This window comes from Atlantibacter hermannii, from assembly GCF_009907385.1.
GTDB lineage: Bacteria > Pseudomonadota > Gammaproteobacteria > Enterobacterales > Enterobacteriaceae > Atlantibacter > Atlantibacter hermannii_A.
Genome location: NZ_JAAATR010000027.1, coordinates 44,894 through 71,816 on the forward strand (window position 1 = coordinate 44,894; position 26,923 = coordinate 71,816).

Sequence of the window (26,923 nt, forward strand, 5' to 3'; positions counted from 1 at the left end):
GCGGGCGAAACGGCTCAGGCGGAATAGAGCGCCAGCAGTTCGTCCACTTTTTTACGGGTGCCGCCATTGCTGCTAATACTACGTCGCGCCCGCACCACGTGCAGGTCGTCAGCTTGCCGATACCACTGGCGGGTAAGTTCGGTATCGTGATTTGAAATCAACACCGGAACCTGGCTGACTTTCAGCCCGTGAGCCAGATCGGCGAGATGCTGTTGCTGCTCGAAATTAAAACTGTTGGTGTGATACGCCGTGAAATTCGCCGTCGCGGAAAGCGGCGCGTACGGCGGATCGCAATACACCACCGTACCCTGCTGCGCGCGCGCCATGCTGCTGGCGTAACCTTCGCAAATAAACAACGCGTTACGCGCCCGCTCCGCGAAGTGATACAGCTCATCTTCGGGGAAATAGGGTTTGCGATAACGCCCAAACGGGACGTTGAACTCGCCGCGTAAATTATACCGACACAGGCCATTGTACCCATGGCGGTTGAGATACAAAAACAGCAGCGCGCGCCGGAACGGATCCTGGCTCTGGTTAAATTCGTCACGCAGCTGGTAATAAACGTCGGACTGGTTTGATTCCGGCGAAAACAAATCTCGCGACTGCTGTACATACTCATCGGTTTGATTCTTTACGATGTTGTACAGGCTAATCAGATCGCTGTTGATGTCTGCGAGAATATAGCGCGAATAGTCGGTATTGAGGAAAACCGAACCTGCTCCGACAAAAGGTTCTATCAGACAGTCACCCTGGGGAAGGTGCTTTTTGATTTCATCGAGCAGGGGGTATTTCCCCCCTGCCCATTTTAGAAAAGCGCGTTTTTTTTTCATGCTATGTGACTGCTTAGCCTTCTCCGGTTAAGAAGAAGGCTCCTGGAGCATCCTGCGCTTTAATCATTGCTTGAGATCGGCCTGAACCTGATGAATCGGTTTCGCCCATGGGTTTTTAGCCTGTACATCCGCCGGTAACGCCGACACGGCGCGCTTCGCATCTTCTTTAGACGCATAAACGCCGCTGACCAGGACATACCAGGGCTGGCCGTTACGGGTGGTCTGATACACCACGTAGTTTTTCAGGCTCTCTTTTTTCGCCCAGGCATTCAGGTTGTTATAGTTCGACGAACTGCTCAACTGAAGCGTGTAGTGGCTTGAAGGTGCTGATTTCAGCGAACCGACGTTGCCGCTTGACGCCCCTGCGCTGGCCGCTGGTGCTGATGCGGTCGCCGTCGCGGCTGGCGCGCTGGTGGTCGCTTTCGGCGCAGCAGCCGTTGCCGTCGGCGCTTTAACCGGGGTGCTGGCGCTGCCGGAATTGGCTGCAGGCGCGGTTTGCTTCACGGTCGCCGTCGGTTTGGTTTCGGTCGCTTTCGGCACCGCTGGCTGGCGAGCCGGAGCGGTTTGCGTGGTCTGCGGTTTGCGCGGCGCAGGTTCAATGACAGCCTGTTTACGTTCGGTACGCGCAGGCTGCGCATCATTGTTTGCAGTCGGTCGGCTGGCATTGCTGCCGGTAGACGCCACGGTTGCCGGCTCAGTCGGTAGCGTGGAATGGGTCACTGCCGCATCGATCTGTCCCTGCTGCGCAGTCAGCGCATTATTCAGATCGCCCTGCACTTCAACGCGTTGCTGGCCTTCAGGCGCCGCAGTAACCTGGCCCTGAGTCGGGGTCGAGGAAACCGGCGGTAGAGAGATATCCTGGCCGTTGGACGGATTCTCAGCAGAGGTCGCGCCCGGCGCTGGCTGGGTGCCATTAGCCTGGTTAGCCGCAGCGTTGTCACCGCCATTAAGATTAATGCTCTTCTCGGCAGGTTGATTCTGCGTCGTGGTGGAATCCGACGAGGGTGCCTTGAGCGCAGAGCCGATGCCGATAATCAGCAGCAACAGCACCAGAATACCTACACCCATCATCATATGCTGACGGGAAACCGGGCCTTTGGCTGGCGCTTTTTTACGTTTGCGCGGACGGCGCTCAACATCGGCGTCATCGGCTAACTCTTCTTCCGCTTCATACTCCGCCTCTTCGTCACGGGCGCGGCGCGCGCGCGTCGGACGACGATCGTCCGCATCAAGATCGACATCGTCGATATTCAGCTGCGGTTCGTTGTCGTATTCGGAAGATTTACGGGAACGACCAGTACGACGATCGCTGGGATCGGGTTTCAGCTCGTCTTCTGGTTTAAACTCATCCATTTCACACCCCACTAAAAGGCTTATGTCAGTACAACTGCCACGTCACCTGAATTAAACATCGCCTCTCGGCGAAATACCTTTTTAATAGTTACGCTTGCAGGCAATCTGCAATCGCGCTGAGTACCAGGTCGTGCGACACGCCGCCGCGCACTTCACTTTTACCTATTGCCAACGGCAGCACCAGACGGAGCTCGCCAGCCAATACTTTTTTATCGCGCATCATGTGCGGTAAATAAGCGGCAGGCGACATGCTCTGCGGGCCATTCACCGGTAACCCTGCACGTTTAAGCAGCGTAATGATGCGCTGAATATCCTGTTCGCCAAACTGTCCTAACCGCTGAGCGGTACGCGCGGCCATCACCATACCGGCCGCGACAGCTTCGCCATGCAGCCAGTTGCCGTAGCCCATTTCCGCTTCAATGGCGTGGCCGAAGGTGTGGCCCAGATTGAGTAAAGCACGTAAGCCGCTTTCGCGCTCGTCTGCTGCCACAACTTCTGCTTTCAGCTCACAACAACGGCGAATGCAGTACGCCATTGCCGTGGTGTCGAGCGCCATCACCGCATCCAGATTGGCTTCCAGCCAGTCAAAAAATTCGCCATCAAGAATGATGCCGTATTTGATGACTTCGGCCAGGCCGGAGGAAAGTTCGCGGGGAGGGAGGGTTTTTAAACAGTCCAGATCGACGACCACCGACGCGGGCTGATAAAACGCGCCGATCATATTTTTGCCGAGCGGATGGTTAACGGCGGTTTTACCGCCGACCGAGGAGTCGACTTGCGAAAGCAGCGTCGTCGGCACCTGGATAAAACGTACGCCGCGCTGATAGCAGGCCGCAGCGAAACCGGTGAGATCGCCAATCACGCCGCCGCCAAGCGCGACGAGGGTGGTATCCCGACCGTGGGGTTTTTCTAATAACGCACTGAAGACAGTTTCCAGCACGGCGAGGCTTTTATGCTGCTCGCCATCCGGAAGGATAACCTGATCGACGTTAACACCCGCCTGTTCGAGCACCTGACGGACTTTATCAAGGTACAGCGGGGCCAGCGTTTCGTTAGTGACCAACATTGTCTGGTCACCCGCGCGCAAAGGCCAAAATGAAGCCGGCTGGTTGAATAAGCCGGCAGCGATGGTGATAGGGTAACTGCGTTCCCCGAGAGTGACTGTTAACTGCTCCATGACGCTCAACACCTTCTGTTGCTTGTACCCGCGGGCGAGTGTTTATTTAGCCAGAATCAGTTGTTTTCCAGCATATGAATAATCTGGTTTGCCACAACTTTCGCGCTCTGATCGTCAGTGCGAATGGTTACGTCGGCAATCTCTTCATACAGCGGATTGCGTTCACCGGCCAGCGCTTCCAGAACTTCGCGAGGCGGGGTTTCAACCTGCAACAAAGGACGCTTTTTATCGCGCTGGGTACGAGCCAGTTGTTTTTCGATGGTTGTCTCAAGGTAAACCACGACGCCGCGAGCGGAGAGACGGTTACGGGTTTCGCGAGATTTTACAGAGCCGCCGCCGGTGGCCAGAACAATGCCTTGCTTCTCGGTGAGTTCATTGATGACTTTTTCTTCTCTGTCACGGAAGCCTTCTTCGCCTTCAACGTCGAAGACCCAACCTACATCAGCGCCGGTTCGTTTCTCAATCTCTTGATCAGAATCGTAAAATTCCATATTGAGCTGCTGAGCTAACTGACGCCCAATCGTGCTTTTGCCAGCACCCATCGGCCCAACCAGAAAGATATTGCGTTTCTCTGCCATTTTTTTGGTACTACTAAGACAATTCGTTGATGGTAAACCCGCTGCGCGACATGTTTGCGTTACGGATAATGAACTGAAACCTCTTTATGCGATAGTGCGAGAGTCAGACCAAAAATTATCTCAACACTCAAGGTGGTTTGGCAACCGATTAAATTACCGCGCCCGAAGAGCTGGAGGGAAAAACGCCATCGGGAGTACCGAATTGGGCTGACACTCAAATCGGTACTCCTTGTATGCTAATTCGAGTCTGACGTCAAACGCCCGACCGAAGAAAAATGTGAAATCGACAATAAAGGACGCTACGCCTTCGGCGCGATCAGGCGCGGAGTAATGAACACCACCAGTTCTCGTCGTTCATCGTCTTTGCCGTCATAGCGAAATAAGCCGCCCAGCAGCGGGATGTCGCCCAAAAACGGTACGCTGTCCTTACCGCCTTTACGCTTCTGCTGAAAAATGCCCCCGAGGGCGATCGTTTCGCCGTCTTTTATTTCCACCTGGGTTTCGATTTCCTGCTTATCAATCGCCATCACTTCGCCATCCGACTGCTTTAATACCTGCCCCGGCATATTCTGGCTGATACGCAGCTTCATCCTGATCCTGCCGAAGGGTTGAATGGACGGCGTCACCTCCATCCCCAATACCGCTTCTTTAAATTCGATCGAGGTCGCGCCGCTTTCGCCGCTGGAAACCTGATAGGGAATTTCGCTGCCCTGTTTGATGCTCGCAGGCTGCTGGTGCGAAGCCAGCAGGCGCGGGCTGGCGATGATCTCCAGCTTATGCTTTTGCTCCAGCGCCGATAGCTCAAGATCCAGCATGTTGCCGTTAATCCGGCCAACGTTAAAACTAAGCCGCGTTGAGGCTTCCGGAACGGAAAGATCGGCAGAAATCGCGCCGGGACGATACAGCCGCTCTTTGCCTTCACCCTCCGCCGTACTCCACTTTACGCCCAGTTCGCGCAGGCTGGTTTGGTTGATGGTGACAATATGCGCCGAGAGCTCCACCTGCCCTACCGGAATATCCATGCTGGCAATCCAGCTCTCTATCTTTTTGAGCGCCGCGCGGTTATCGTCAATCAGCAGTCTGTTAGTGCGTTTATCCGCCATTACGCTGCCTTTTGGGCCCAGCAGTTTGTCGCCCTGGGACGTCATCGCCGCCGCCAGTTCTGTCGCATCGGCGTAGCGAAGGGAAACCGTACGGGTGCTGAGCGGTTGGTCGCTGAGCCGCTTTAAACGGGCTTGCTCTTCTTCTTGCTGCCGGCGCTGTTGCCATTCCGCTGGATAAACCCGCAGGATATTGCCCTCTTTACGCCAGTGAAGTTGTCCGCTCTCGACAACGGTTTGAAAGGCCATCTGCCAGGGAACGTTCACCAGATGTAGCGTCACGTCACCTGTCACCTCGGGCGCAACGATCACGTTTTGTTTTTCCGTCTCCGCCAGCGCCTGTAGAACCTGACGTACAGGTACGTCATCCACGACCAGAGAGATATTACTTGCCGGCGTTGCGGCTATTGCGCCCAGTGGGAGCAGCATCAGTCCGACTAATCTGCACATCCTTGCCATAGAAATTCTCCTTCCGTTGCCAACGAATCTCGTCTTTATCACACCCGGCAGGTAGGGTGAGTACCATCGCGTCCATGGTGATGTCCTTAACCTGTAACTCTGCTGATAAATGCTGGTTCGGGCTCACCCGTAGCCATTTGCCTTCAGGGCTTTCTATTAACGCTTTGATTGCCGAGGCGTTGCCCACCACGCCGTGAAAACGCCATGTCTCCCACTGCGCGTACGGGCAGTTATTGACGGGCGGCTGGAAAGGATCGCGGGTCGCGGCGTCTGCCGCCAGGCAGCACAATAGAGAAAGTGTCGCGACGCTATTTCTCATGGGTCACCTCCAGCCACAGCGTCACGCTTAGCGCCCCTTCCCCTGCCGCCACGGAGAAACGTTTTAAGCGCGCGTCGGTACGGGATAGCGCGTTAAACAGCCCAGGGAGGGATACCCATTGGCTGCGTAGCTCCAGTTCGGCGGATTCACCTTCTGGCTGCCATTTCATCAGCGTCACGCCGGGGAGTTTACCTGTCGCCATGGCAGAGAAACGCCCCGACGTCAGAGCAGGTAAATTGCGTTGCGCCGCATTAAGCTGCGTGTCGAGCGCACGTTTTTGCTGCAGTTGTGCTTTTACTGCCTGAAGGCTGGCAGCCAGGCTAATGCGCTGCTGCTTCAGCGCCTGATAGCCAGGCTGGATAACCCCTAACCCACCCAGCATGATGAACAGCAGCATTGTCGCCGCCCACAAGGCGATACGCCGCCAGGCGTCTCCCGTCAGCCATTGCTCAAAGAATCGGCGCATCGTCATGCTCCAGCGTTAACGACCAGTGAAATTGCCATGCGCCATCACTATCGCGCGCGGTCGTTCCCTGATGAAGCACGCCCGCGCCAGGCAACGCTTTTAGCGTCTCCGCCCACTCGCTTAGCGCCTCCGCCGTTAAAGACTTGCCGGTGATGTCCAGCCGCCCGGCGTCAAAACGCAGCGCGGTAAACCAGACCGCATCCGGCAACTGCGTGGAGAGCTGTTCCAACTGCTGTCCCCGGCGTTGAAAAGAGGCCTGCGCCTTGAGGGCCGCCAGCCGCTGTTGATGCTCAACCGCCAGCTCATCCAGCCGCTGGCGTTGCCGGGCATTGTCGCCGCGAAGCGTTTCCAGCTGTTGGGGTGACGGTCGCGCTAACCGCCCCTGTTCGAGGCGGTATTCAATATATCCACGCCACGCGCCGCACACCGCCGCAATCGTGATAAACCCCGCCAGAAACAGGCTGGCCCAAAATATCATCCGCTGCTTTAGCCGCTGCGCGCGCCAGGGAAGAAGATTAATTAGCCCGTTCATATTGGGTAATTCCCCATCGCCAGGCCCAGCGCCACGGCAAAACGCCATTCGTCAGGCGCTTTTGGCGGATGTACCCATGTCAGCCAGCGCCAGGGATCGCACATCGCTGCGCCCTCCTCCGGCGTGTCGTTACAGCAAAGCCATTGCGGGAGGGGAATCGACAGCGTCTGAACCAGGCTGTCGAGGCCGCCTTCCGCCTGGGCTCCCCAACGTTCCCGTGTCGCCCAGAGCCACTGTTCGCCGTCGCAGGCGGCAATTCCCTGTATCTGCGGCGCGGCGTAAGGGAAAAAGCTGGTTAATGCGCACGCGTCGGGCGTAAGCGCGTAATAAGAAAATCCGGCACGCTCAACCAGCGCTGTCACATACCCCACTTCCTGACGGTGTGCAGCCGTGACGGAAAGCGTCTTTTGCGCGGCGTCAGGGCGGTAATCGGAAAAAAGGCTTTCCGGTGCCATCTGTAGCGCTTTTGCCGTCGCGGTCGTGACATAGGCCTGGCATTCAGACTCGCAAAGTTGGCCTGGCAGCGGCATTGTGCGCTGAAGCGTTCGCCTGGCCGGAAACGCAACGCGCAGATGATGCTGCGCTGGCAGCTCGGCACGCAGCGTTTGCAGCGCCTGAATGAGCGGCTCGTTATTGATGATTAAGCCGTGGTAATCGGTAGCGCCAGTAAGCGGAAAAGACCACCATTTTCTGAGCTGCCAGCCTTCCCGGCGGCGCTGCACTGCAACAGCTCTGACGCCATCCATTTGAATATGAAGACCAATTTTCCAAACGCGACTCACCATATTGTACTCCTTGCGGGCCCTGTTAATGAAAAGGACATATCAATGCTTCTGGCTTGCCTTTATACTACCGAGCTGTTGTTTATAAACTGCCCAATTGAAATCTGGTGAGAAATCCTCGGTGAAGTTCGTAAAGTATTTATTCATCCTTGCAGTGTGTTGCATCCTGCTGGGAGCAGGCTCGATTTACGGTTTGTACAAATATGTCGAGCCGCAACTGCCTGATGTCGCGACGCTGAAAGATGTGCGTTTGCAAATACCTATGCAGGTTTACAGCGCTGATAATGAACTTATTGCGCAGTTTGGCGAAAAGCGCCGCATCCCGTTAACGCTCAGTCAAATTCCTCCCGAACTGGTCAAAGCGATTATCGCCACGGAAGACAGCCGTTTTTATGAGCATCACGGCGTTGACCCGGTGGGGATTTTCCGCGCGACCAGCGTGGCGCTGTTTTCAGGACATGCCTCCCAGGGGGCCAGTACCATTACGCAGCAGCTGGCGCGTAACTTCTTCCTGAGCCCCGAGCGCAAGCTGATGCGCAAGATCAAAGAAGTGTTCCTCGCAATCCGCATCGAGCAGTTGCTTAACAAAGACGACATCCTTGAGCTGTACCTCAACAAGATCTATCTCGGCTACCGCGCCTATGGCGTCGGGGCTGCCGCGCAAGTCTATTTTGGAAAAACCGTCGATCAGTTAACGCTCAGCGAGATTGCAGTGATTGCCGGTCTGCCGAAAGCGCCGTCGACCTACAACCCGCTGTATTCACTGGATCGCGCGACCGCACGTCGTAACGTGGTGCTGGCGCGCATGCTGAACGAAGGCTACATCACACAGCAGCAGTACGACACGGCGCGTAGTGAAGCCATCAACGCCAACTATCACGCGCCGGAAATCGCCTTCTCCTCCCCTTACCTTGCAGAACTGGTGCGCCAGGAGATGGTGAGCCGCTACGGCGAAAAAGCCTATGAAGACGGCTACAAGGTTTACACCACCGTTAAGCGCAAAGACCAGCAGGCCGCGCAGCAGGCAGTACGCGATAACGTCATCGCTTATGACATGCGCCACGGCTACCGCGGCCCGGCTAACGTGCTGTGGAAAGTCGGCGAAGCGGCGTGGGACCAGAAGAAAATTATCGACTCACTGAAAGGCCTGCCGGGCTATGGCCCGCTGCGCGCCGCCGTGGTGACCCAGGCCAGCGCCGATGAAGCCACCGCGCTGATGGCCGATGGCTCCAGCGTGTCGCTGAAAATGGCTGGGGTGCGCTGGGCGCGCCCTTACCGTTCCGATACCGCCCAGGGGCCAACGCCGCGCCGGGTCACCGATGTACTGCAGGCAGGCCAGCAAATCTGGGTTCGCCAGGTAGATGACAGCTGGTGGCTGGCGCAGGTGCCGGACGTGAACTCCGCGCTGGTATCCCTCAACCCGCGTGACGGCGCGGTGCTGGCGCTGGTGGGCGGCTTCGACTTTAATCAGAGCAAGTTCAACCGCGCAACCCAGGCGCTGCGTCAGGTCGGCTCGAATATCAAACCGTTTCTCTACACAGCGGCGATGGATAAAGGGCTTACGCTGGCAAGCATCCTCAACGATGTGCCGATTTCACGCTGGGATGCGGGCGCTGGCTCTGACTGGCGTCCGAAAAACTCTCCGGCGGAATATGCCGGCCCGATTCGTTTGCGCCAGGGCTTAGGCCAGTCGAAAAACGTGGTGATGGTGCGCGCCATGCGCGCCATGGGCGTGGACTACGCTGCGGAATACCTGCAACGCTTCGGTTTCCCGGCGCAGAATATTGTGCATACCGAATCGCTGGCGCTGGGTTCCGCCTCCTTTACGCCGATGCAGGTTGCGCGCGGCTATGCGGTAATGGCCAACGGCGGTTTCCTGGTGGACCCGTATTTCATCACCAAAATCGTCAATGAGCAGGGCGACAATATTTTCGAAGCGAAACCGAAAATCGCCTGTCCGGAGTGCGATCTGCCGGTGATTTATGGCGAAACGCCGAAATCCAACGTGCTGGATAACAACAACGTGGAAGATGTCGCCATCTCTCAGGAACAGCAAAACGCCGCCGTGCCGATGCCGCAACTGGAGCAGGTCAACCGCGCGCTGGTGGCGCAAAGCCAGCCGCAGGAATATGCTCCGCACGTGATCAATACGCCGCTGGCGTTCCTGATGAAAAGCGCGCTGAACACCAACATCTTTGGCGAACCCGGCTGGCAAGGCACCGGCTGGCGTGCGGGCCGCGATCTTCAGCGTAAGGATATCGGCGGTAAAACCGGCACCACCAACAGTTCAAAAGATGCCTGGTTCTCCGGTTACGGTCCGGGCGTGGTGACCTCCGTGTGGATTGGTTTTGACGATCACCGTCGCGACCTGGGCCGCACCACGGCTTCCGGCGCAATCAAAGATCAGATTTCCGGTTATGAAGGCGGAGCGAAAAGCGCGCAACCTGCCTGGGACGCCTTTATGAAATCGATTCTGGAAGGCGTGCCGGAAGAACCACTGACGCCGCCGCCGGGCATTATCAGCGTCAATATCGATCGCAGCACCGGTCAGTTGGCGAACGGCGGAAACAGCCGTGAAGAGTATTTCATTGAAGGGACGCAACCGACCCAGCATGCGATTCATGAAGTGGGCACCACTATTATCGATAACGGTGAAACCCACGAGCTGTTTTAAGCGATAGCGCTAAAAATTAAGGCCCTTTTCAGGGCCTTAATTGTTCGTCGGTTTGTCGTTTAGCGTCGGCCCTGTGCGCGTAGCCACTCGCGCACCAGGAACAGCGCGCTGACGTTACGCGCCTCGTTGAAATCCGGATCGTCCAGCAGCGTCATCATATCCTTCAGCGGCCAGTGTACTTTTGGCAGCGGTTCCGGCTCATCCCCTTGCAGGGATTCCGGGTAAAGATTTTCCGCCACCACGATATTCATTTTGCTGGAGAAGTAGGACGGCGCCATGGTCAGCTTTTTGAGGAACGTTAGCTGGTGCGCGCCAAAGCCCACCTCTTCTTTCAGTTCGCGGTTCGCAGCTTCAAACACCGTCTCGCCCGGATCGATCAGCCCCTTCGAAAAGCCCAGTTCGTAGGATTCAGTCCCCACCGCGTATTCCCGGATCAGCACCAGACTCTCGTCAATAATTGGCACGATCATCACCGCCTCACGTGTCGAGGGGCGCATCCGCTCGTAAACCCGACGCACGCCGTTGCTGAACTCCAGATCCACCGTTTCAACGTTAAAAAGGCGTGAACGGGCGACGGTTTCAACACGCAAAATAGTAGGCTTTTGTAATGGTTTACTCATCGTCAGGAGAATGAAATAAGGAGAATGGCAATATTGTGCGATATCCAACACAGTTTGACCAATGTTAATTGTTTGTTATTTACACTTTTGGCATTTTCCTGGAGGCTCAGCCAGATAAGGGATATCGCCGGGTTTGAAATCCTGCTAAGAATTTGCTGATAATTCAGCGGTTCTATTGCTGCTATTCTGAATCGTCGCGGTGGCGCCTGCAAAACAAGCCATTTGCGCTACAGTCGTCGATAAATACTCACTGGCAACAATTTTTGTTACAGTTCACCTTCGCGCGTGGAATTGAAGAATTTTTTGGTTATGGGGAACGCATGGGCACCTTATTGACGGTAGTAGTGACGGTGCTGGTTATAGGGATAGCGGTCGGTTTGATTTTCAGGCATCGCCTGGGGCAACGCCGTGCGCTGCCGTTGCTGCAAGCCTTCGCTGGCGCGGCCACCCGCAAGCTGACGCCGGAAGAGCGCAGCGCCGTTGAAAGCTATCTTGAATCCCTGAACCGTACGGAAAATGCACCCGCCCCGACCGGCTCCAGCAAGTCGCCCGGCACGCTGACGCTGACGCCGCAGAGCAATACCGTGTATGCGGTAACGCGGGCGATCACCCGCTATGGCTTATCTACCGACGATCCCAATAAATGGCGTTACTACCTCGATTCGGTGGAAGTCCATTTGCCGCCGTTCTGGGAGCAGTACATCACCGACGATAATAACGTCGAATTTATCCGCACCGAAACGCGCCCGCTGGTCATTTCGCTGAATGGCCACACGCTGCTGAACTCTCATCAGGATACTGGCAGCTACGCCCTCGAACGCGTTACCGGCACCCAGGCGTCCATTCGCGGCGAAGAAAGCGAGCAGATCGAGTTGCTGAATATTCGCCAGGAAACCCGTGAAGAGTATGCCCTGAGCCGCCCGGATGGACTGCGTGAAGCCCTGCTGATTGGCGTCTCGTTCTTTTTCTTTTTTAGCTGTCTGGTGGCACCGGAAGTATTAATTCCCTGGCTCGCCGGAGGCGGTGTTTTGCTTCTGGCCGCCGGTTTATGGGGATTATTCGCGCCGCCCGCCAAAAATACTCTGCGAGAAATTCATTGCCTGCGCGGTACGCCAAAGCGCTGGGGCTTATTCGGCGAATCCGATCAGGAGCAGATCAATAATATTTCGTTGGGCATCGTTGATTTAGTGTACCCGCCGCACTGGCAGCCGTTCACCCATTACGATTTAGGCCAGAAAACGGATATCGATATTTATCTCGATCGCCGCGTCGTTCGTCAGGGGCGCTTTTTATCGCTTCATGAAGAGGTAAAAAATTTCCCGCTGCAACACTGGCTACGTAGCCTGGTGTTAAGCGCCACTGCATTTCTGGTGCTGATGATGCTGCTGTTCTGGGTGCCGCTGGATATGCCGATCAAACTTACCGTCTCCTGGCTGAAGGGCGCGCAGACGGTTGAGGCCACCAGCGTAGAGCAGTTGCAAAAATCAGGCTTAAAAGTGGGCGACACCCTGAAAGTGACAGGCACCGGTATGTGTAACATCCACGTTCCCGGCACCTACTCGCCGCGTCAGAATTACCCGTTTATGCCGTTCGATTGCTCGCAGATTATCTGGAACTCCGCGCGACCACTGCCGCTGCCTGAATCGGAGATCGTTAATAACGCCACGGCGCTGACTGAGGCGGTTAACCGCCAGCTTCACCCGCAGGAAAGTGATTCCAAAGTTAATCCGCAGTTGCGTTCCGCCATCCAGAAGTCCGGCATGGTGTTGCTGGATGATTTCGCCGAAATCGTGCTGAAAACGCAGGCGCTGTGTACCGCAGACGATGAGTGCATCCGGCTGAAAAATGCTTTGATCAACCTTGGCAACACCAAAGACTGGGAAGCGCTGGTTAAGCGCGCCAGCAGCGGAAAACTCGATGGCGTGAATGTGCTGTTGCGTCCGGTAAGCGCCGAATCGCTGGATAACCTGGTGACCACCTCGACGGCGCCGTTCTTTATTCGTGAAACTAACCGCGCGGCCCAGTCGCTGAACAGCCCGGCTCCCGGCGGCTTTATGATTATCAGTGAAGAAGGCGGTGATTTAGTCGATCAGCCGCTGCCGCCGATGTCGCTCTACGATTATCCAGCCCATCAGCAGTGGAACGAATTCCAGCGGCTGGCGGAGATGCTGATGCAGACGCCGTTCCACGCCGAAGGGGTGATTACCAGTATCCGCACCGACGCCAACGGTACTGAGCATGTTTCGCTGCACCGCATCCCGGACAGCGCCGGTTTATGGCGCTATATCAGCACTACCCTGCTGCTGTTGGCCATGATCGTTTGTACCCTGTACAACGGCGTGCAGGCAATCCGCCGCTGGCAGCGCCAGCGCTCGCGGCTGGCAGACATTCAGCAGTATTACGCCAGTTGCTTCAACCAGGAGCTGGTTCCCACCACCGAGGTGCAGCATCTCCCCTGAGTAAAACGTGGCGACGGGTTTATGCTACCCTGTCGTCACTTTTTTATAGGGTGAGATGACTCATGCATGTAGATATCGCCTGGCCGGATGTGGATACCGTGTTACTGGACATGGACGGCACCCTGTTGGATTTAGCGTTCGATAACCATTTCTGGCAGCAGTTGGTGCCAGAAACCTTAAGCGAGCTGCGCGGTATTACGCTGGACGAGGCGCATCAGTATATTCGCCAGGAATATCACGCGGTCCAGCATACGCTAAACTGGTACTGTCTGGATTACTGGAGCGAGCGGCTTGGCCTCGATATCTGTGCGATGACCACACAGCAAGGCCCACGCGCGATACTGCGCGACGATACGGTGCCTTTTCTGGATGCGCTCAAAGCCTGCGGCAAGCGCCGAATTCTGCTGACCAACGCCCATCCCCATAATCTGGCGGTGAAGCTGGAATACACAGGCCTGGCTTCGCACCTTGATTTATTACTTTCCACCCACACATTTGGATATCCGAAAGAGGATCAGCGCTTGTGGGAAGCCGTCAGAGCCCATACCGGGCTGGATCCGGCGCGAACGCTGTTTATTGACGACAGCGAACCGATTCTGGATGCGGCGGCGCAGTTTGGCATTCGCTACTGCCTCGGCGTCACCAATCCGGATTCTGGCGTGGCGGAGAAAGCGTATCAGCGCCACGCCGCGCTCAATGACTACCGTCGGTTAATCCCCGCGTTGCACCCTCACTGCAAAACAGGTGACGACCATGAAAGAGAAAGCGCCGTCTGAGGTACGCCTGGACAAATGGTTATGGGCGGCCCGTTTTTATAAAACCCGCGCGCTGGCGCGTGAAATGATTGAAGGCGGAAAGGTGCATTACAACGGACAACGCACCCGCCCCAGCAAAAATGTGGAACTGAACGCGGAGATTGTTCTGCGTCAGGGCAACGATCAGCGCACCGTTATCGTAAAAACGATTACCGATCAGCGTCGCCCGGCGAGCGAAGCCGTGCTGCTGTACGAAGAGACGGCGCAGAGTGTGGAAAACCGCGAAAAGCTGGCCCTTGCCCGCAAAATGAATGCGCTCACGATGCCGCATCCGGAACGCCGCCCGGATAAGAAAGAGCGTCGTGATTTGATAAAATTTAAATACGGTGACGACGAATAACCGTCGCCCGCAAGAGAGAACATTATGGCTCAACACGACCAATTACATCGCTATCTGTTTGAAAATTATGCCGTGCGCGGCGAACTGGTTACCGTTTCAGAAACCTGGAAGCAGATTCTGGAAAATCACGACTATCCTCAGCCGGTAAAAAACGTGCTGGGCGAGCTGCTGGTAGCCACCAGCCTGCTCACCGCCACACTGAAGTTCGCGGGCGATATCACCGTACAGCTGCAGGGCGATGGACCGATGACTCTGGCCGTCATCAACGGCAATAACGAGCAGCAAATGCGCGGCGTCGCGCGCGTTCAGGGCGACGTACCGGCAGATGCGTCTCTGAAAACTCTGGTAGGCAACGGCTATCTGGTGATCACCATTACCCCTGCCGAAGGCGAGCGCTATCAGGGCGTGGTCGGTCTGGAAGGCGATACCCTGGCGGAATGCCTGGAAGATTACTTCTTACGCTCCGAACAGCTGCCGACGCGTTTGTTTATTCGCACCGGCGACGTAGACGGCCAGCCTGCGGCGGGCGGTATGCTGCTCCAGGTTCTGCCTGCGCAGAATGCCCAGGCGGACGATTTCAATCACCTGGCGACGCTGACCGAAACCATCAAAGCGGAAGAGCTGTTTACCTTACCGGCCAACGATGTGCTGTGGCGTCTGTATCACGAAGAAGAAGTGACGCTTTACGATCCGCAGGATGTGGAATTTAAATGCACCTGCTCACGCGAACGCTGCGCTGGCGCGCTGAAAACCCTGCCGGATGAAGAGATTGAAACTATTCTGGCGGAAGACGGCGAGATCGACATGCACTGCGATTACTGCGGTACGCACTATCTGTTTGATGCCATGGATATCGCTGCGATCCGCAATAACGCCTCACCAGCGGATCCGCAAATCCACTAAAACCGCTTTGAGCGCCTGCAACATCAGGCGCTCGCTATTTTCTACTCCCCTGCCCCCTGATTGCAAAATCGATTCGTCCATAAAAACACCATTATCTTTCATAAAATTTACCTTTAAGAAAGCGCTTACACTCACAAATTGTCATATTACCGCTTCCGTTCATTAACATAATCAGAACATTTTCCTCTTTCCGTTATACACTCCTCCGCTACTCTATCCCGCGTCGTGAGCTGAATCACAGTATTTTCCGCTGTCTTAAAAGCGTCGATACGTAAATCTATGAAGCACGTCCCGGTTAACAAGTTACAAACAACCCTACAATTTCAGGCAGTACAAATTGGCTAAGGAGAAGTGATATGCGCGTGAAAGGTTTAACCCCGCAAGAACTCAAGGCTTATGGTATTAACGACGCCCAGGACGTGGTCTACAACCCTGATTACGATACGCTTTATCGCGAAGAGCTTAACCCGGAACTGGAAGGCTACGAGCGCGGCGTATTAACTAATCTGGGAGCCGTTGCAGTCGATACAGGCATCTTTACCGGCCGTTCGCCGAAAGATAAATATATCGTCCGCGATGACACAACACGTGACACGCTGTGGTGGGCGGATAATGGCAAGGGAAAAAATGACAACAAGCCGTTGTCGCCTGAAACCTGGCAACATCTCAAGGGGTTAGTCACCCGCCAGCTCTCCGGTAAGCGCTTGTTTATCATTGATGCTTTCTGCGGTGCCAATGCCGACACCCGTCTTTCGGTGCGTTTTATCACCGAGGTGGCCTGGCAGGCGCACTTCGTCAAAAACATGTTTATCCGCCCTACTGATGAGGAGCTGGAGGGTTTCGAACCCGATTTCGTGGTGATGAATGGCGCGAAATGCACTAACCCTGACTGGAAAGCCCAGGGGCTGAATTCCGAGAACTTTGTCGCGTTCAACCTGACGGAGCGGATGCAGCTGATTGGCGGCACCTGGTACGGCGGCGAAATGAAAAAAGGGATGTTCTCGATCATGAACTACCTGCTGCCGCTGAAGGGCATCGCCTCAATGCACTGCTCGGCAAACGTGGGAGAAAAAGGCGATGTGGCGGTGTTCTTCGGCCTGTCCGGCACCGGTAAAACTACCCTCTCTACCGACCCGAAACGCCGTCTGATCGGCGACGATGAACACGGCTGGGACGACGATGGGGTGTTTAACTTCGAAGGCGGCTGCTACGCCAAAACGATCCGTCTTTCCGAAGAGGCGGAGCCGGATATCTATCACGCCATTCGTCGTGACGCACTGTTAGAGAACGTCACCGTAGGCGAAGACGGCGTGATTGATTTCGACGACGCCTCGAAAACCGAAAATACCCGCGTGTCGTACCCGATTTATCACATCGAAAACATCGTCAAGCCGGTTTCCAAAGCGGGCCACGCCACCAAGGTGATTTTCCTCACCGCGGACGCGTTTGGTGTGTTGCCGCCGGTATCGCGCCTGACCGCTAACCAGACTCAGTACCATTTCCTTTCCGGCTTTACCGCCAAACTGGCCGGTACCGAGCGCGGCGTGACTGAACCAACGCCGACCTTCTCCGCCTGCTTTGGCGCAGCGTTCCTGTCGCTGCATCCGACGCAGTACGCGGAAGTGCTGGTAAAACGTATGCAGGCCGCTGGCGCGCAGGCCTATCTGGTTAACACTGGCTGGAACGGCACCGGCAAGCGTATTTCGATTAAAGATACCCGTGCGATTATCGACGCTATCCTCGATGGTTCGCTCGACGACGCCGAAACCTTTACGTTGCCGATGTTTAACCTGGCGATCCCCACCACGCTGCCGGGCGTCGATACCCATATTCTCGATCCACGTAATACTTACGCTTCACCGGAACAGTGGCAGGAAAAAGCCACCCAGTTGGCGAAGCTGTTTATCACCAACTTCGAGAAGTATACCGATACCCCAGCTGGCGCGGCGCTGATCGGCGCAGGACCGAAACTGTAAGCCTGTGCGGCGCTAAATAAAAAACCACCCCGGGTGACCGAGGGTGGTTTTTTTATGGCATGGTTTTTTATGGCAATAATTGGCCGGGAGTTAACTTTCTCTCACCGGATGCGCGATCCGGGCGACCGGCACCGGTAAATAAGCCCGTATCCGCAACCCGCCGCGCTCGCTGCGGCCTATATCCAGCGCGCCATTATGATTATCAACAATACGCTGAACGATGGCTAACCCCAGTCCCGTGCCGCTGGTGCTGCGGGCGCTGTCGCCGCGCACAAACGGCTGGAACAGATGCTTAAGCTGTTCGGGTTTGATACCGGGACCGTCATCTTCCACCTGGAACCAGGCCCGGTTAAGTTCGGTGCCGCTGCTGACCTTAATCCAGCCGTTGCCGTAGCGCGCCGCGTTAACCACCATATTGGCTACTGCACGCTTGATGGATAACGGGTGAATATTCACCATTATTACGCCGTGCTGGAGATCGGTTTCGATTTCACGCTCATAGCCGCTTTCCGCCGCGATCACTTCGCCCAGCACGCTATTCAGGTCCGCCAGCTCCAGCGGCATCTCCTGGCCGGTGCGCAGATAATCGATAAACTGCTCGATGATGGCATTGCACTCTTCGATATCTTTGTTGATCGACTCCGCCAGATAGCCATCTTCCGCGCTCATCATTTCCGTCGCAAGACGGATGCGCGTCAGCGGCGTGCGTAAATCATGGCTGACGCCCGCCATCAGCAGGGTGCGGTCATCAGCGAGCTGCTTCACGCCTGCCGCCATATGGTTAAAGGCGCGGGTCACGGAACGCACCTCCGACGCGCCATATTCGCGCAGCGGTGGCGGAATAATGCCTTTACCGACCTGAAGCGCCGCGTGCTCCAGGTCCACCAGCGGTCGGTTCTGGATGCGGATAAACAGCCATGCGCCGCCTATCGCCAGCAGCATAATCGCCAGGGTGTAGCGGAACAGCGGGGAAAAATCGCCCTGATGGATTTCCGTCAGCGGCACGCGCACCCAGATGTTGGGCGAAAGCCACGTCTTCAGCCACACCACTGGCGAGCTCTTATTGACCTCAACGCGCACTTCCGTCGGGCCGCCAAGCTGCTGCGCCATCTGTTGGCTTAAGAATTCGTAATGCTGGGCCCAGCGCAGTCCGGCATCTTCCGCCGCTTCATTGGAGTACAACGAGATCCCCAGCTCACGGTAGATTTCACGTCGGAAAGCAGGCGGCACCACCAGCTGCGTACCATCTTCCAGCTGCAGCTTGTCGGTCATCAGCATACGTACTTCGTAGGCCAGCACCTTATTAAACTGCTGCAAACTCGGCAGAATGGCGAAGTTCAGCACCACCAGATAGGTCGTCACCAGGCTGACGAACAGCAAGGTGACGATGAGCAACAGGGTTCTGGCAAACGAGCTACGCGGTGAGAAGCGCAGTCGCTTCATGCTTTAGAGCCATCCGGGACAAAGACGTAGCCTAAACCCCAGACAGTCTGGATGTAGCGCGGATGCGCCGGATCTTCTTCCACCATGCGGCGCAAACGGGAAATCTGTACGTCGATGGAGCGTTCCATGGCGGAATACTCGCGACCGCGCGCCAGGTTCATCAGCTTATCGCGGGACAGCGGTTCGCGCGGATGGCTGACCAGCGCTTTGAGCACCGCGAATTCCCCGCTGGTGAGCGGCATCGGTTCGTCTTCACGGAACATCTCGCGAGTGCCCAGGTTGAGCTTGAATTTACCGAAAGCGATAACGGCCTCTTCCTGAGAAGGCGCGCCTGGCAGTTCGTTCGCCTGACGACGCAGCACCGCGCGGATACGCGCCAGTAGCTCGCGCGGGTTAAAGGGTTTCGGGATATAGTCGTCAGCACCGATTTCCAGGCCCACGATGCGATCGACCTCTTCTCCTTTCGCCGTCACCATAATGATCGGCATCGGGTTACTCTGGCTGCGCAGGCGGCGGCAAATCGACAGGCCGTCTTCGCCCGGTAACATCAGATCCAGCACCATCAGGTGGAATGATTCACGGGTCAGCAGGCGATCCATCTGTTCAGCGTTCGCCACGCTACGAACCTGGAAGCCCTGCTCGGTAAGATAACGCTCCAGCAACGCGCGCAGGCGCATGTCGTCATCCACTACCAGAATTTTATAATTCTCTTGCATCGATTTAACTCCCAAAGGTTCGAATACTGTTGTCTGCAAAACGGACACGCGTGTTTACACGATGAAGCCATTTTTAACTATACGTATTCTAAAAAAGGCTGCGCTGACCACCAGACTTAACTGGTATATATTCTAGTCGAAATTGTTACAAAGCATATTTAACAGCAAGTTATCTGCCTCTTTCATCACAATTTCGTCACTTCTCGCTGTCATCACGCATATTTTTTATCAACAGGGACGGATGCTCGCAGCCGTTAGCGGTTTCCTGATATCAAAATTGGTTGACCAATATCTTCTCCCACGCCGGTAAAGCGCATTTTTATTGCTGTAACGCCCTTTTAACATGCCAAAATAAACTGTGACACGGTTAACCAATTCATCGCCGCGCATTGACTTTTGGCGTATTTTAGTCGAAGTTGTATGCCATCAAACAGAGTTGTTACACCACTACGGCGAAAAAGCGCGGTGAGCTCGGCGAAGTGGTCAACCAATAACACCCTGACTAACGGCCTTAACGGCATCCCGAACACTGAGCAGAGGTAAAGCATGAAGCAGACATGGCGCTGGTATGGCCCCAACGATCCGGTAACGCTGTCAGACGTCCGACAAGCTGGCGCGACTGGCGTGGTCACCGCACTTCACCATATCCCTAACGGCGAAGTCTGGACGGTTGAGGAGATCCTCAAGCGTAAAGCCATCGTGGAAGAAGCCGGACTGGTGTGGTCGGTGGTGGAAAGTATTCCTATCCACGAAGACATCAAAACCCATAGCGGCCAGTACGATCTGTGGATCAAAAATTACCAGCAGTCGATCCGCAACCTGGCTGAATTCGGCATCTATACCGTCTGCTACAACTTTATGCCAGTGCTGGACTGGACCCGTACCGACCTGGAATACGTGCTGCCGGACGGCTCTAAAGCGCTGCGTTTCGATCAGATTGAATTCGCCGCGTTCGAAATCCATTTACTGAAACGCCCTGGCGCAGAAGCGGATTACACCGCGGAAGAAGTTGAGCAGGCTAATGCCCGCTTCGCCGCCATGAGCGATGAAGACAAAGCGCGTCTGACCCGCAATATTATCGCCGGTCTGCCGGGCGCCGAAGAAGGTTACACGCTGGAGCAGTTCAGCAAACACCTTGAACGCTACGCGGATATCGATAAAGCCAGACTGCGCGAAAATTTCGCTTACTTCCTGAAAGGCATTATCCCGGTCGCTGAGCAGGTAGGCGTGCGCATGGCGGTCCATCCGGACGATCCGCCGCGCCCGATCCTCGGCCTGCCGCGTATTGTTTCCACTATCGAAGATATGCAGTGGATGGTGGATACCGTCGCCAGCATGGCGAATGGCTTTACCATGTGCACCGGCTCCTACGGCGTACGCGCCGACAACGACCTGGTGGATATGATCAAACAATTCGGCCCGCGTATTTACTTCACTCACCTGCGTTCAACGATGCGCGAAGAAAACCCGAAGACCTTCCACGAAGCGGCGCACCTGGCGGGCGATGTGGATATGTACGAAGTGGTGAAAGCCATCGTTGAAGAAGAGCATCGTCGTAAAGCCGAAGGTGTGGAAGATCTGATCCCGATGCGTCCGGATCACGGTCATCAGATGCTGGATGATTTAAAGAAAAAGACCAACCCCGGCTACTCCGCCATTGGCCGCCTGAAAGGCCTGGCAGAAGTACGCGGCGTGGAACTGGCAATCCAGCGCGCTTTCTTCAGTAAGTAAATCTTCTCAGGGCGCGGCCTTCGTCGCGCCCTGCCTCCTTTCCAGTTTGCATTCAGGCAGGCTCACTGCCCGGAGTTTAAAATGAAACCGACTATTGCTGACAGCACGCTGCCCGTGGCGCGTCCGCTGTGGGATAACGCACGTCTGTCATCCCGCATTGTTCATCTTGGCTGCGGCGCGTTTCACCGCGCCCACCAGGCGTTATATACCCATCATCTGCTGGAGCAGTCCGACAGCGACTGGGGCATCTGCGAAGTTAACCTGATGCCCGGCAACGACCAGACGCTGATCGAAAACCTGAAAAAACAAAATCTACTGTATACCGTGGCGGAAAAAGGCGCACAGCGTACCGAACTGAAAATGATCGGTTCGATGAAAGAGGCGCTGCACCCGGCAATTGACGGCTGCGCAGGCATTCTGGCCGCCATGGCGCGTGAGCAAACCGCGATTGTTTCCCTGACCGTGACCGAAAAAGGCTACTGCACCGAGGCCGCCAGCGGCGAACTCGATCTCAATAATCCGCTGATCCAGCACGACCTGGCCCATCCTGACCAGCCAAAATCCGCCATTGGCTATATTGTGGAAGCGCTGCGCCTGCGCCGCGAACAGGGGCTGAAAGCCTTTACCGTGATGTCCTGCGATAACGTGCGGGAAAACGGCCACGTGGCGCGCGCCGCCGTGCTTGGGCTGGCGAAAGCGCGTGACGCCGCGCTGGCGGACTGGATTGAAACCCACGTCACCTTCCCGTGTACCATGGTTGACCGCATCGTGCCTGCCGCGACGGCGGAAACCCTGGACGATATTGCTGGCCAGCTCGGCGTTTACGATCCGTGCGCCATCGCCTGTGAGCCGTTCCGCCAGTGGGTCATTGAAGATAATTTCGTTAACGGTCGCCCGGAGTGGGACCGCGTAGGCGCGCAGTTTGTGGCAGACGTGGTGCCGTTTGAAATGATGAAGCTGCGGATGCTCAACGGCAGCCACTCTTTCCTCGCCTACTTAGGCTATCTGGGCGGCTATGAGACCATCGCCGATACCATGACCAACCCGGATTATCGCAATGCGGCGCTGGCGCTGATGCTGCGCGAACAGGCCCCGACGCTCGCTATGCCGCAAGGCACCGATCTGGAGGCCTATGCGCATCTCCTGATCGAACGCTTCAGCAATCCGTCCCTGCGCCACCGCACCTGGCAAATCGCCATGGACGGCAGTCAGAAGCTGCCGCAGCGTATGCTGGACCCGATCCGCCGTCATCTGGCAGACGGCCATGACTGGTCGCACCTTGCGCTGGGTGTGGCGGGCTGGATGCGCTACGTGGCGGGCGTGGATGAACATGGCAACGCCATTGACGTGGTGGATCCGCTGCTGGCGGACTATCAGGCCATCGATGCCAGCGCCAGCGCCGAACAGCGCGTCCAGGCGTTACTCGGCCTGAGCGCGATTTTTGGTCAGGATTTACCGGCAAATCCCGCGTTTGTTTCCGCCGTCGTGGCGGCGTTGCAGCAGTTGAACGCCAGCGGTGCGCGCGCCGCGGTCGCCTTGCTGAACAGCTAACCCATCAACAGGCCGCTCAGCTTTCGGCGCGGCCTGTTTCTTCACTGACTCTGCGGGTTGATATGCTATAGTCAGGCCAATTCCGGGCGGTTTTCGACGCCGTTCGCCACCGAATCAACTCTGACAGTAACGTTATGAAATCAAACACTGCTCAACAGCGCCCTTACCAGGAAGTCGGCGTGATGCTGCGCAATATGATTGCGCAAAAACAATATGCCGTGGGCGAGCGGCTTCCGCCGGAACGTGAGATTGCGGAAATGCTCAACGTGACGCGTACCGTGGTGCGTGAAGCGTTGATCATGCTGGAAATCGAAGGACTGATTGAGGTGCGGCGCGGCGCGGGCATTTTTGTGATTTCCACGCCTTCCACGTCCCCGAACACGTCAGGCACTGCCACGCAGTGCAACGATGCCGGGCCGTTTGAACTGCTCCAGGCGCGCCAGCTGCTGGAGAGCAACATTGCCGAGTTCGCCGCCCTACAGGCGACCCGGGAAGATATCGTCAAAATGCGCCAGGCGCTGCTGCTGGAGGAGCAGGAGCTGGCATCCGACGCGCCGGACGAAACCGAAAGCGGCGATATGCAGTTCCATCTGGCGATTGCCGAAGCCACCCACAACAGCATGCTGGTGGAGCTGTTTAAGCAATCCTGGCAGTGGCGCGAGAATAACCCGATGTGGATCCAGTTGCACCGCCATCTGGATAACACCCGCTACCGCAAAGAGTGGCTGTCGGACCATAAACAGATCCTGGCGGCGCTGATCAAGAAAGATGCTAAAGCCGCCAAGCTGGCGATGTGGCAGCACCTCGAAAACGTCAAACTGCGGCTGCTGGAGTTCTCCAACGTGGATGATATCTACTTCGACGGCTACCTGTTCGACTCATGGCCGCTGGATAATGTGAACGGTTAACGGCAATGCCTGGAGTCCGCACTCCAGGTCCCGGTGTTACTGCCCTTCCCCTTTTTCATAGCGAATGCTGTTCACAAACCACATTTTTTCCCCTTCCGGGGTTTTTACCACAAACTCTTCATCGACCTGCTTTTTCAGGATGGCGCGCGCCATCGGCGAGTCGATGGAGATGTAATCTTTGCGTTCGCCGTAAATCTCTTCCGGGCCAACGATACGGAAAGTTTTTATGTCTCCCGCTTCGTTTTCAATTTCCACCCAGGCGCCAAAGAACACCCGGCCTTCCTGCTGGGGTGAATAGTCAACAATTTGCAGCTGCGGCATCAGTTTGCGCAGGAAGTGTACCCGCCGGTCAATCTGGCGCAGAATGCGCTTATTGAAGGTGTAATCGGCGTTTTCGGAGCGGTCGCCGAGGCTCGCCGCCCAGGAGACGATTTTGGTGATTTCCGGGCGTTTCTCGTTCCAGAGATAGTCGTGCTCTTGCTTAAGCTTGTTATACCCTTCGCGGGTAATCAGTTTGGTCGCCACGCGTTCACTCTCGGTTGATTAAACATAAACGGAACTGTCCGAATCCATGACCGCATCGTGCGGCGACTGGCATTTTCATCCGGCAATCCGTATAACTGTGCCCTGAAATTTTCGCATCCAACAGATGAAATTGCCATGATGAATGATTCACTCAGCCGTATTATCGCCGGTGAACTTCAGGCCAGAGCCGAACAGGTCGCCGCCGCCGTTCGCCTGCTTGATGAAGGGAACACCGTACCGTTTATCGCCCGGTATCGTAAGGAAGTGACCGGCGGTCTGGACGACACGCAATTGCGTCAACTTGAGACGCGTCTGGGCTATCTGCGCGAGCTGGAAGAGCGCCGCCAGTCGATCATCAAATCGATTGAAGAACAAGGGAAACTCACTCCGGAGCTGGCTTCCGCCATCAACGGCACGCTCAGCAAAACCGAACTCGAAGATTTATACCTGCCGTATAAACCCAGGCGCCGTACCCGTGGGCAAATCGCCATTGAAGCGGGCCTTGAGCCGCTGGCGGATCTGCTGTGGAACATGCCGTCTCACGATCCTGAGACCGAAGCCGCCAAATTCATCGATGCCGATAACGGCGTGGCCGACAGCAAAGCCGCGCTGGACGGCGCGCGCTATATCCTGATGGAGCGCTTCGCTGAAGACGCCGCATTGCTGGCGAAAGTACGCGACTATTTGTGGAAAAACGCCCATCTGGTCGCCAGCGTGGTGAGCGGCAAGGAAGAGGAAGGCGCAAAATTCCGCGATTATTTCGACCATCATGAACCGATTGCAACTGTACCTTCGCACCGCGCGCTGGCGATGTTCCGGGGACGTAACGAAGGCGTGCTGCAACTGGCGCTGAATGCCGATCCGCAGTTCGATGAGCCGCCGCGTGAAAGCCACTGCGAACAAATCATTATCGATCATCTGGGCTTGCGCCTGAACAACGCCCCGGCCGACAGCTGGCGTCGCGCGGTGGTGAGCTGGACCTGGCGCATTAAGGTATTGATGCATCTGGAAACCGAGTTGATGAGCACCGTGCGCGAACGCGCCGAAGAAGAAGCCATCAACGTGTTCGCCCGCAACCTGCACGATCTGCTGATGGCGGCCCCTGCCGGGCTGCGCGCCACCATGGGTCTCGATCCGGGCCTGCGCACCGGGGTGAAAGTGGCGGTGGTAGACGGCACCGGCAAACTGGTGGCGACCGATACCATTTATCCTCACACCGGCCAGGCCGCCAAAGCCGCCGTGGCGGTCGCGACGCTGTGCGCGAAACATAACGTCGAGCTGGTCGCCATCGGCAACGGCACCGCGTCCCGTGAAACCGAACGCTTCTTCCTCGACGTGCAGAAACAGTATCCGCAAATCACCGCCCAGAAAGTGATTGTCAGCGAGGCAGGGGCGTCGGTTTATTCCGCCTCTGAGCTGGCGGCGCTGGAGTTCCCGGATCTGGATGTCTCGCTGCGCGGTGCGGTGTCTATTGCCCGTCGTTTGCAGGATCCGCTGGCAGAGCTGGTAAAAATCGACCCGAAATCTATCGGCGTCGGCCAGTATCAGCATGACGTCAGCCAGTCGCAGTTGGCGCGCAAGCTGGATGCGGTGGTGGAAGACTGCGTAAACGCCGTGGGCGTGGACCTGAATACTGCCTCGGTGCCGCTGTTGACCCGCGTGGCGGGCCTGACGCGCATGATGGCGCAGAATATCGTCAGCTGGCGCGATGAAAACGGCCAGTTCCAGAATCGTCAGCAACTGCTGAAAGTGAGCCGACTGGGGCCGAAAGCCTTTGAACAGTGCGCCGGCTTTTTGCGCATCAACCACGGCGATAATCCGCTGGACGCCTCCACCGTCCACCCGGAAGCCTATCCGGTGGTTGAACGCATTCTGGCCGCCACCCGGCAGTCGCTACGCGATCTGATGGGCAACAGTAATGAATTGCGGAATCTGAAAGCGGTGGACTATACCGATGAGCGTTTCGGCGTGCCGACGGTCAGCGACATCATCAAAGAGCTGGAGAAACCGGGCCGCGATCCGCGTCCGGAATTTAAAACCGCGCAGTTCGCCGAAGGGGTGGAAACCCTTAACGATCTCACGCCGGGCATGGTGCTGGAAGGCGCGGTGACCAACGTAACCAACTTCGGTGCCTTCGTGGATATCGGCGTCCATCAGGACGGCCTGGTGCATATCTCTTCGCTGTCGGACAAGTTTATCGACGATCCGCATAAGGTGGTGAAAGCGGGCGATATTGTGAAGGTTAAAGTGCTGGAAGTGGATTTGCAGCGTAAGCGCATCGCGCTGACCATGCGTCTTGACGAGCAGCCGGGCGAAAGCACCCCTCGCCGCAGTGCGGGCGGGCCCGCATCCCGCCCGGCGCAGCAGCAAAAGCCCCGCGCGCGTGATAATAAACCCGCAGGCAATAGCGCCATGGGCGATGCCCTTGCCGCCGCGTTGGGTAAAAAACGTTAACAACAGAGGCCGGGAAACCGGCCTTTTATTTCCCCGGTAATATTTCGCAATATGAGAATCACGGGTTATTTTCTATTATTGATTTTATTGGTTTTCCCGGCGCTGATTATCATAAAATAAACGAACCATTCTCATTGTAATAACAAAAAAACCCTCTCACTCTCATTTAACCGATATAAATCAGTGGGCAATCATTTTATACAATTAATTGA

24 protein-coding genes are annotated in these 26,923 nt (G+C 56.2%); 10 read left to right on the forward strand and 14 right to left on the reverse strand.

The features are described from left to right. Nucleotides 1-14 precede the first annotated feature (14 nt). From dam to GV764_RS08850, 9 genes are all read right to left on the reverse strand, one after another. Nucleotides 15-830 carry an adenine-specific DNA-methyltransferase gene (gene dam, locus GV764_RS08810; protein ID WP_161659820.1) on the reverse strand — a complete coding sequence of 272 codons (816 nt, stop codon included), beginning with the start codon at nt 828-830 and terminating at the stop codon, nt 15-17. Nucleotides 831-893: 63 nt separating this feature from the next. After that, a complete protein-coding gene (gene damX / locus GV764_RS08815) occupies nt 894-2,183 on the reverse strand; it encodes a cell division protein DamX (RefSeq protein ID WP_161659821.1) in 1,290 nt (429 codons plus the stop codon). Nucleotides 2,184-2,271: 88 nt separating this feature from the next. Next, complete coding sequence (gene aroB / locus GV764_RS08820) at nt 2,272-3,360, reverse strand: 3-dehydroquinate synthase (RefSeq protein WP_161659822.1); 1,089 nt, start codon at nt 3,358-3,360, stop codon at nt 2,272-2,274. A gap of 56 nt (nt 3,361-3,416) precedes the next feature. Further along, entirely contained in the window at nt 3,417-3,938 is a 522-nt protein-coding gene (gene aroK / locus GV764_RS08825) for a shikimate kinase AroK (protein ID WP_002436422.1), read from the reverse strand. A gap of 299 nt (nt 3,939-4,237) precedes the next feature. Further along, entirely contained in the window at nt 4,238-5,497 is a 1,260-nt protein-coding gene (gene hofQ, locus GV764_RS08830; protein WP_161659823.1) for a DNA uptake porin HofQ, read from the reverse strand. Further along, nucleotides 5,424-5,816 carry a HofP DNA utilization family protein gene (locus tag GV764_RS08835; protein ID WP_161659824.1) on the reverse strand — a complete coding sequence of 131 codons (393 nt, stop codon included), beginning with the start codon at nt 5,814-5,816 and terminating at the stop codon, nt 5,424-5,426. The genes hofQ and GV764_RS08835 overlap by 74 nt, the downstream gene beginning before the upstream one ends. Then, on the reverse strand, nt 5,806-6,282 hold the full coding sequence (locus GV764_RS08840; RefSeq protein ID WP_161659825.1) for a HofO family protein: 477 nt from the start codon (nt 6,280-6,282) through the stop codon (nt 5,806-5,808). The genes GV764_RS08835 and GV764_RS08840 overlap by 11 nt, the downstream gene beginning before the upstream one ends. Next, on the reverse strand, nt 6,266-6,814 hold the full coding sequence (locus tag GV764_RS08845; protein ID WP_161659826.1) for a PilN domain-containing protein: 549 nt from the start codon (nt 6,812-6,814) through the stop codon (nt 6,266-6,268). Before GV764_RS08845 ends, GV764_RS08840 begins: the two co-directional genes overlap by 17 nt. Next, entirely contained in the window at nt 6,811-7,599 is a 789-nt protein-coding gene (locus tag GV764_RS08850) for a hypothetical protein (protein WP_161659827.1), read from the reverse strand. The genes GV764_RS08845 and GV764_RS08850 overlap by 4 nt, the downstream gene beginning before the upstream one ends. A gap of 118 nt (nt 7,600-7,717) precedes the next feature. On the opposite strand from GV764_RS08850, the gene mrcA reads away from it, so the two are divergent. After that, nucleotides 7,718-10,270 carry a peptidoglycan glycosyltransferase/peptidoglycan DD-transpeptidase MrcA gene (gene mrcA, locus GV764_RS08855; RefSeq protein WP_161659828.1) on the forward strand — a complete coding sequence of 851 codons (2,553 nt, stop codon included), beginning with the start codon at nt 7,718-7,720 and terminating at the stop codon, nt 10,268-10,270. A 59-nt stretch (nt 10,271-10,329) separates the two neighbouring features. Here the strand turns inward: mrcA and nudE are convergent, their stop codons facing one another. Beyond that, entirely contained in the window at nt 10,330-10,890 is a 561-nt protein-coding gene (nudE, locus tag GV764_RS08860; RefSeq protein WP_161659829.1) for an ADP compounds hydrolase NudE, read from the reverse strand. Nucleotides 10,891-11,210: 320 nt separating this feature from the next. Between nudE and GV764_RS08865 the strand changes: the two genes are divergently transcribed. The 4 genes from GV764_RS08865 to hslO all read left to right on the forward strand — a co-directional run bounded on the left by GV764_RS08865 (nt 11,211) and on the right by hslO (nt 15,407). Continuing rightward, nucleotides 11,211-13,349, forward strand: coding sequence for an intracellular growth attenuator family protein (locus GV764_RS08865; protein ID WP_161659830.1), 2,139 nt, complete (start codon nt 11,211-11,213; stop codon nt 13,347-13,349). Between the two features lie 62 nt (nt 13,350-13,411). Further along, nucleotides 13,412-14,125 (forward strand): GMP/IMP nucleotidase, encoded by a 714-nt coding sequence (yrfG, locus tag GV764_RS08870; RefSeq protein WP_125292565.1) that lies wholly within the window; start codon nt 13,412-13,414, stop codon nt 14,123-14,125. After that, entirely contained in the window at nt 14,103-14,504 is a 402-nt protein-coding gene (gene hslR / locus GV764_RS08875; RefSeq protein ID WP_161659831.1) for a ribosome-associated heat shock protein Hsp15, read from the forward strand. The genes yrfG and hslR overlap by 23 nt, the downstream gene beginning before the upstream one ends. A gap of 24 nt (nt 14,505-14,528) precedes the next feature. After that, nucleotides 14,529-15,407, forward strand: coding sequence for an Hsp33 family molecular chaperone HslO (hslO, locus tag GV764_RS08880; RefSeq protein WP_125292567.1), 879 nt, complete (start codon nt 14,529-14,531; stop codon nt 15,405-15,407). Here the strand turns inward: hslO and GV764_RS22240 are convergent. Then, entirely contained in the window at nt 15,381-15,509 is a 129-nt protein-coding gene (locus GV764_RS22240) for a hypothetical protein (RefSeq protein WP_269090139.1), read from the reverse strand. The two genes, hslO and GV764_RS22240, sit on opposite strands and share 27 nt — an antisense overlap. 254 nt (nt 15,510-15,763) lie before the next feature. On the opposite strand from GV764_RS22240, the gene pckA reads away from it, so the two are divergent. After that, nucleotides 15,764-17,383: a phosphoenolpyruvate carboxykinase (ATP) gene (gene pckA, locus GV764_RS08885; protein WP_161659832.1), complete on the forward strand. Its 1,620-nt coding sequence runs from the start codon at nt 15,764-15,766 to the stop codon at nt 17,381-17,383. 90 nt (nt 17,384-17,473) lie between these two features. Here the strand turns inward: pckA and envZ are convergent, their stop codons facing one another. Next, a complete protein-coding gene (envZ, locus tag GV764_RS08890; protein WP_125292569.1) occupies nt 17,474-18,826 on the reverse strand; it encodes a two-component system sensor histidine kinase EnvZ in 1,353 nt (450 codons plus the stop codon). Continuing rightward, complete coding sequence (gene ompR, locus GV764_RS08895; protein ID WP_001157751.1) at nt 18,823-19,542, reverse strand: osmolarity response regulator transcription factor OmpR; 720 nt, start codon at nt 19,540-19,542, stop codon at nt 18,823-18,825. Before ompR ends, envZ begins: the two co-directional genes overlap by 4 nt. A 546-nt stretch (nt 19,543-20,088) precedes the next feature. Here ompR and uxuA point away from each other — a divergent pair. From uxuA to uxuR, 3 genes are all read left to right on the forward strand, one after another. After that, complete coding sequence (uxuA, locus tag GV764_RS08900; RefSeq protein WP_161659833.1) at nt 20,089-21,273, forward strand: mannonate dehydratase; 1,185 nt, start codon at nt 20,089-20,091, stop codon at nt 21,271-21,273. A gap of 81 nt (nt 21,274-21,354) precedes the next feature. Beyond that, on the forward strand, nt 21,355-22,824 hold the full coding sequence (locus GV764_RS08905) for a fructuronate reductase (protein ID WP_161659834.1): 1,470 nt from the start codon (nt 21,355-21,357) through the stop codon (nt 22,822-22,824). A 134-nt stretch (nt 22,825-22,958) separates the two neighbouring features. Beyond that, nucleotides 22,959-23,732, forward strand: a complete 774-nt coding sequence (uxuR, locus tag GV764_RS08910; protein WP_161659835.1) for a Uxu operon transcriptional regulator — start codon at nt 22,959-22,961, stop codon at nt 23,730-23,732. A 36-nt stretch (nt 23,733-23,768) separates the two neighbouring features. On the opposite strand, the gene greB is transcribed toward uxuR, so the two are convergent. Continuing rightward, nucleotides 23,769-24,257: a transcription elongation factor GreB gene (greB, locus tag GV764_RS08915; protein ID WP_161659836.1), complete on the reverse strand. Its 489-nt coding sequence runs from the start codon at nt 24,255-24,257 to the stop codon at nt 23,769-23,771. A gap of 135 nt (nt 24,258-24,392) precedes the next feature. Here greB and GV764_RS08920 point away from each other — a divergent pair, with 135 nt between their 5' ends. Continuing rightward, the gene (locus GV764_RS08920) at nt 24,393-26,711 is read left to right on the forward strand and encodes a Tex family protein (protein ID WP_161659837.1); all 2,319 of its coding nucleotides are present in this window, start codon (nt 24,393-24,395) and stop codon (nt 26,709-26,711) included. Nucleotides 26,712-26,923: the final 212 nt, after the last annotated feature.

What these genes read in the sequence shown, in the direction of transcription:
- dam (WP_161659820.1), bottom strand. Translation starts at nt 830, where the DNA reads ATGAAAAAAAAACGCGCTTTTCTAAAATGGGCAGGGGGGAAATACCCC.
- damX (WP_161659821.1), bottom strand. Translation starts at nt 2,183, where the DNA reads ATGGATGAGTTTAAACCAGAAGACGAGCTGAAACCCGATCCCAGCGAT.
- aroB (WP_161659822.1), bottom strand. Translation starts at nt 3,360, where the DNA reads ATGGAGCAGTTAACAGTCACTCTCGGGGAACGCAGTTACCCTATCACC.
- aroK (WP_002436422.1), bottom strand. Translation starts at nt 3,938, where the DNA reads ATGGCAGAGAAACGCAATATCTTTCTGGTTGGGCCGATGGGTGCTGGC.
- hofQ (WP_161659823.1), bottom strand. Translation starts at nt 5,497, where the DNA reads ATGGCAAGGATGTGCAGATTAGTCGGACTGATGCTGCTCCCACTGGGC.
- GV764_RS08835 (WP_161659824.1), bottom strand. Translation starts at nt 5,816, where the DNA reads ATGAGAAATAGCGTCGCGACACTTTCTCTATTGTGCTGCCTGGCGGCA.
- GV764_RS08840 (WP_161659825.1), bottom strand. Translation starts at nt 6,282, where the DNA reads ATGCGCCGATTCTTTGAGCAATGGCTGACGGGAGACGCCTGGCGGCGT.
- GV764_RS08845 (WP_161659826.1), bottom strand. Translation starts at nt 6,814, where the DNA reads ATGAACGGGCTAATTAATCTTCTTCCCTGGCGCGCGCAGCGGCTAAAG.
- GV764_RS08850 (WP_161659827.1), bottom strand. Translation starts at nt 7,599, where the DNA reads ATGGTGAGTCGCGTTTGGAAAATTGGTCTTCATATTCAAATGGATGGC.
- nudE (WP_161659829.1), bottom strand. Translation starts at nt 10,890, where the DNA reads ATGAGTAAACCATTACAAAAGCCTACTATTTTGCGTGTTGAAACCGTC.
- GV764_RS08865 (WP_161659830.1), top strand. Translation starts at nt 11,211, where the DNA reads ATGGGCACCTTATTGACGGTAGTAGTGACGGTGCTGGTTATAGGGATA.
- yrfG (WP_125292565.1), top strand. Translation starts at nt 13,412, where the DNA reads ATGCATGTAGATATCGCCTGGCCGGATGTGGATACCGTGTTACTGGAC.
- hslR (WP_161659831.1), top strand. Translation starts at nt 14,103, where the DNA reads ATGAAAGAGAAAGCGCCGTCTGAGGTACGCCTGGACAAATGGTTATGG.
- hslO (WP_125292567.1), top strand. Translation starts at nt 14,529, where the DNA reads ATGGCTCAACACGACCAATTACATCGCTATCTGTTTGAAAATTATGCC.
- GV764_RS22240 (WP_269090139.1), bottom strand. Translation starts at nt 15,509, where the DNA reads ATGAAAGATAATGGTGTTTTTATGGACGAATCGATTTTGCAATCAGGG.
- pckA (WP_161659832.1), top strand. Translation starts at nt 15,764, where the DNA reads ATGCGCGTGAAAGGTTTAACCCCGCAAGAACTCAAGGCTTATGGTATT.
- envZ (WP_125292569.1), bottom strand. Translation starts at nt 18,826, where the DNA reads ATGAAGCGACTGCGCTTCTCACCGCGTAGCTCGTTTGCCAGAACCCTG.
- ompR (WP_001157751.1), bottom strand. Translation starts at nt 19,542, where the DNA reads ATGCAAGAGAATTATAAAATTCTGGTAGTGGATGACGACATGCGCCTG.
- uxuA (WP_161659833.1), top strand. Translation starts at nt 20,089, where the DNA reads ATGAAGCAGACATGGCGCTGGTATGGCCCCAACGATCCGGTAACGCTG.
- GV764_RS08905 (WP_161659834.1), top strand. Translation starts at nt 21,355, where the DNA reads ATGAAACCGACTATTGCTGACAGCACGCTGCCCGTGGCGCGTCCGCTG.
- uxuR (WP_161659835.1), top strand. Translation starts at nt 22,959, where the DNA reads ATGAAATCAAACACTGCTCAACAGCGCCCTTACCAGGAAGTCGGCGTG.
- GV764_RS08920 (WP_161659837.1), top strand. Translation starts at nt 24,393, where the DNA reads ATGATGAATGATTCACTCAGCCGTATTATCGCCGGTGAACTTCAGGCC.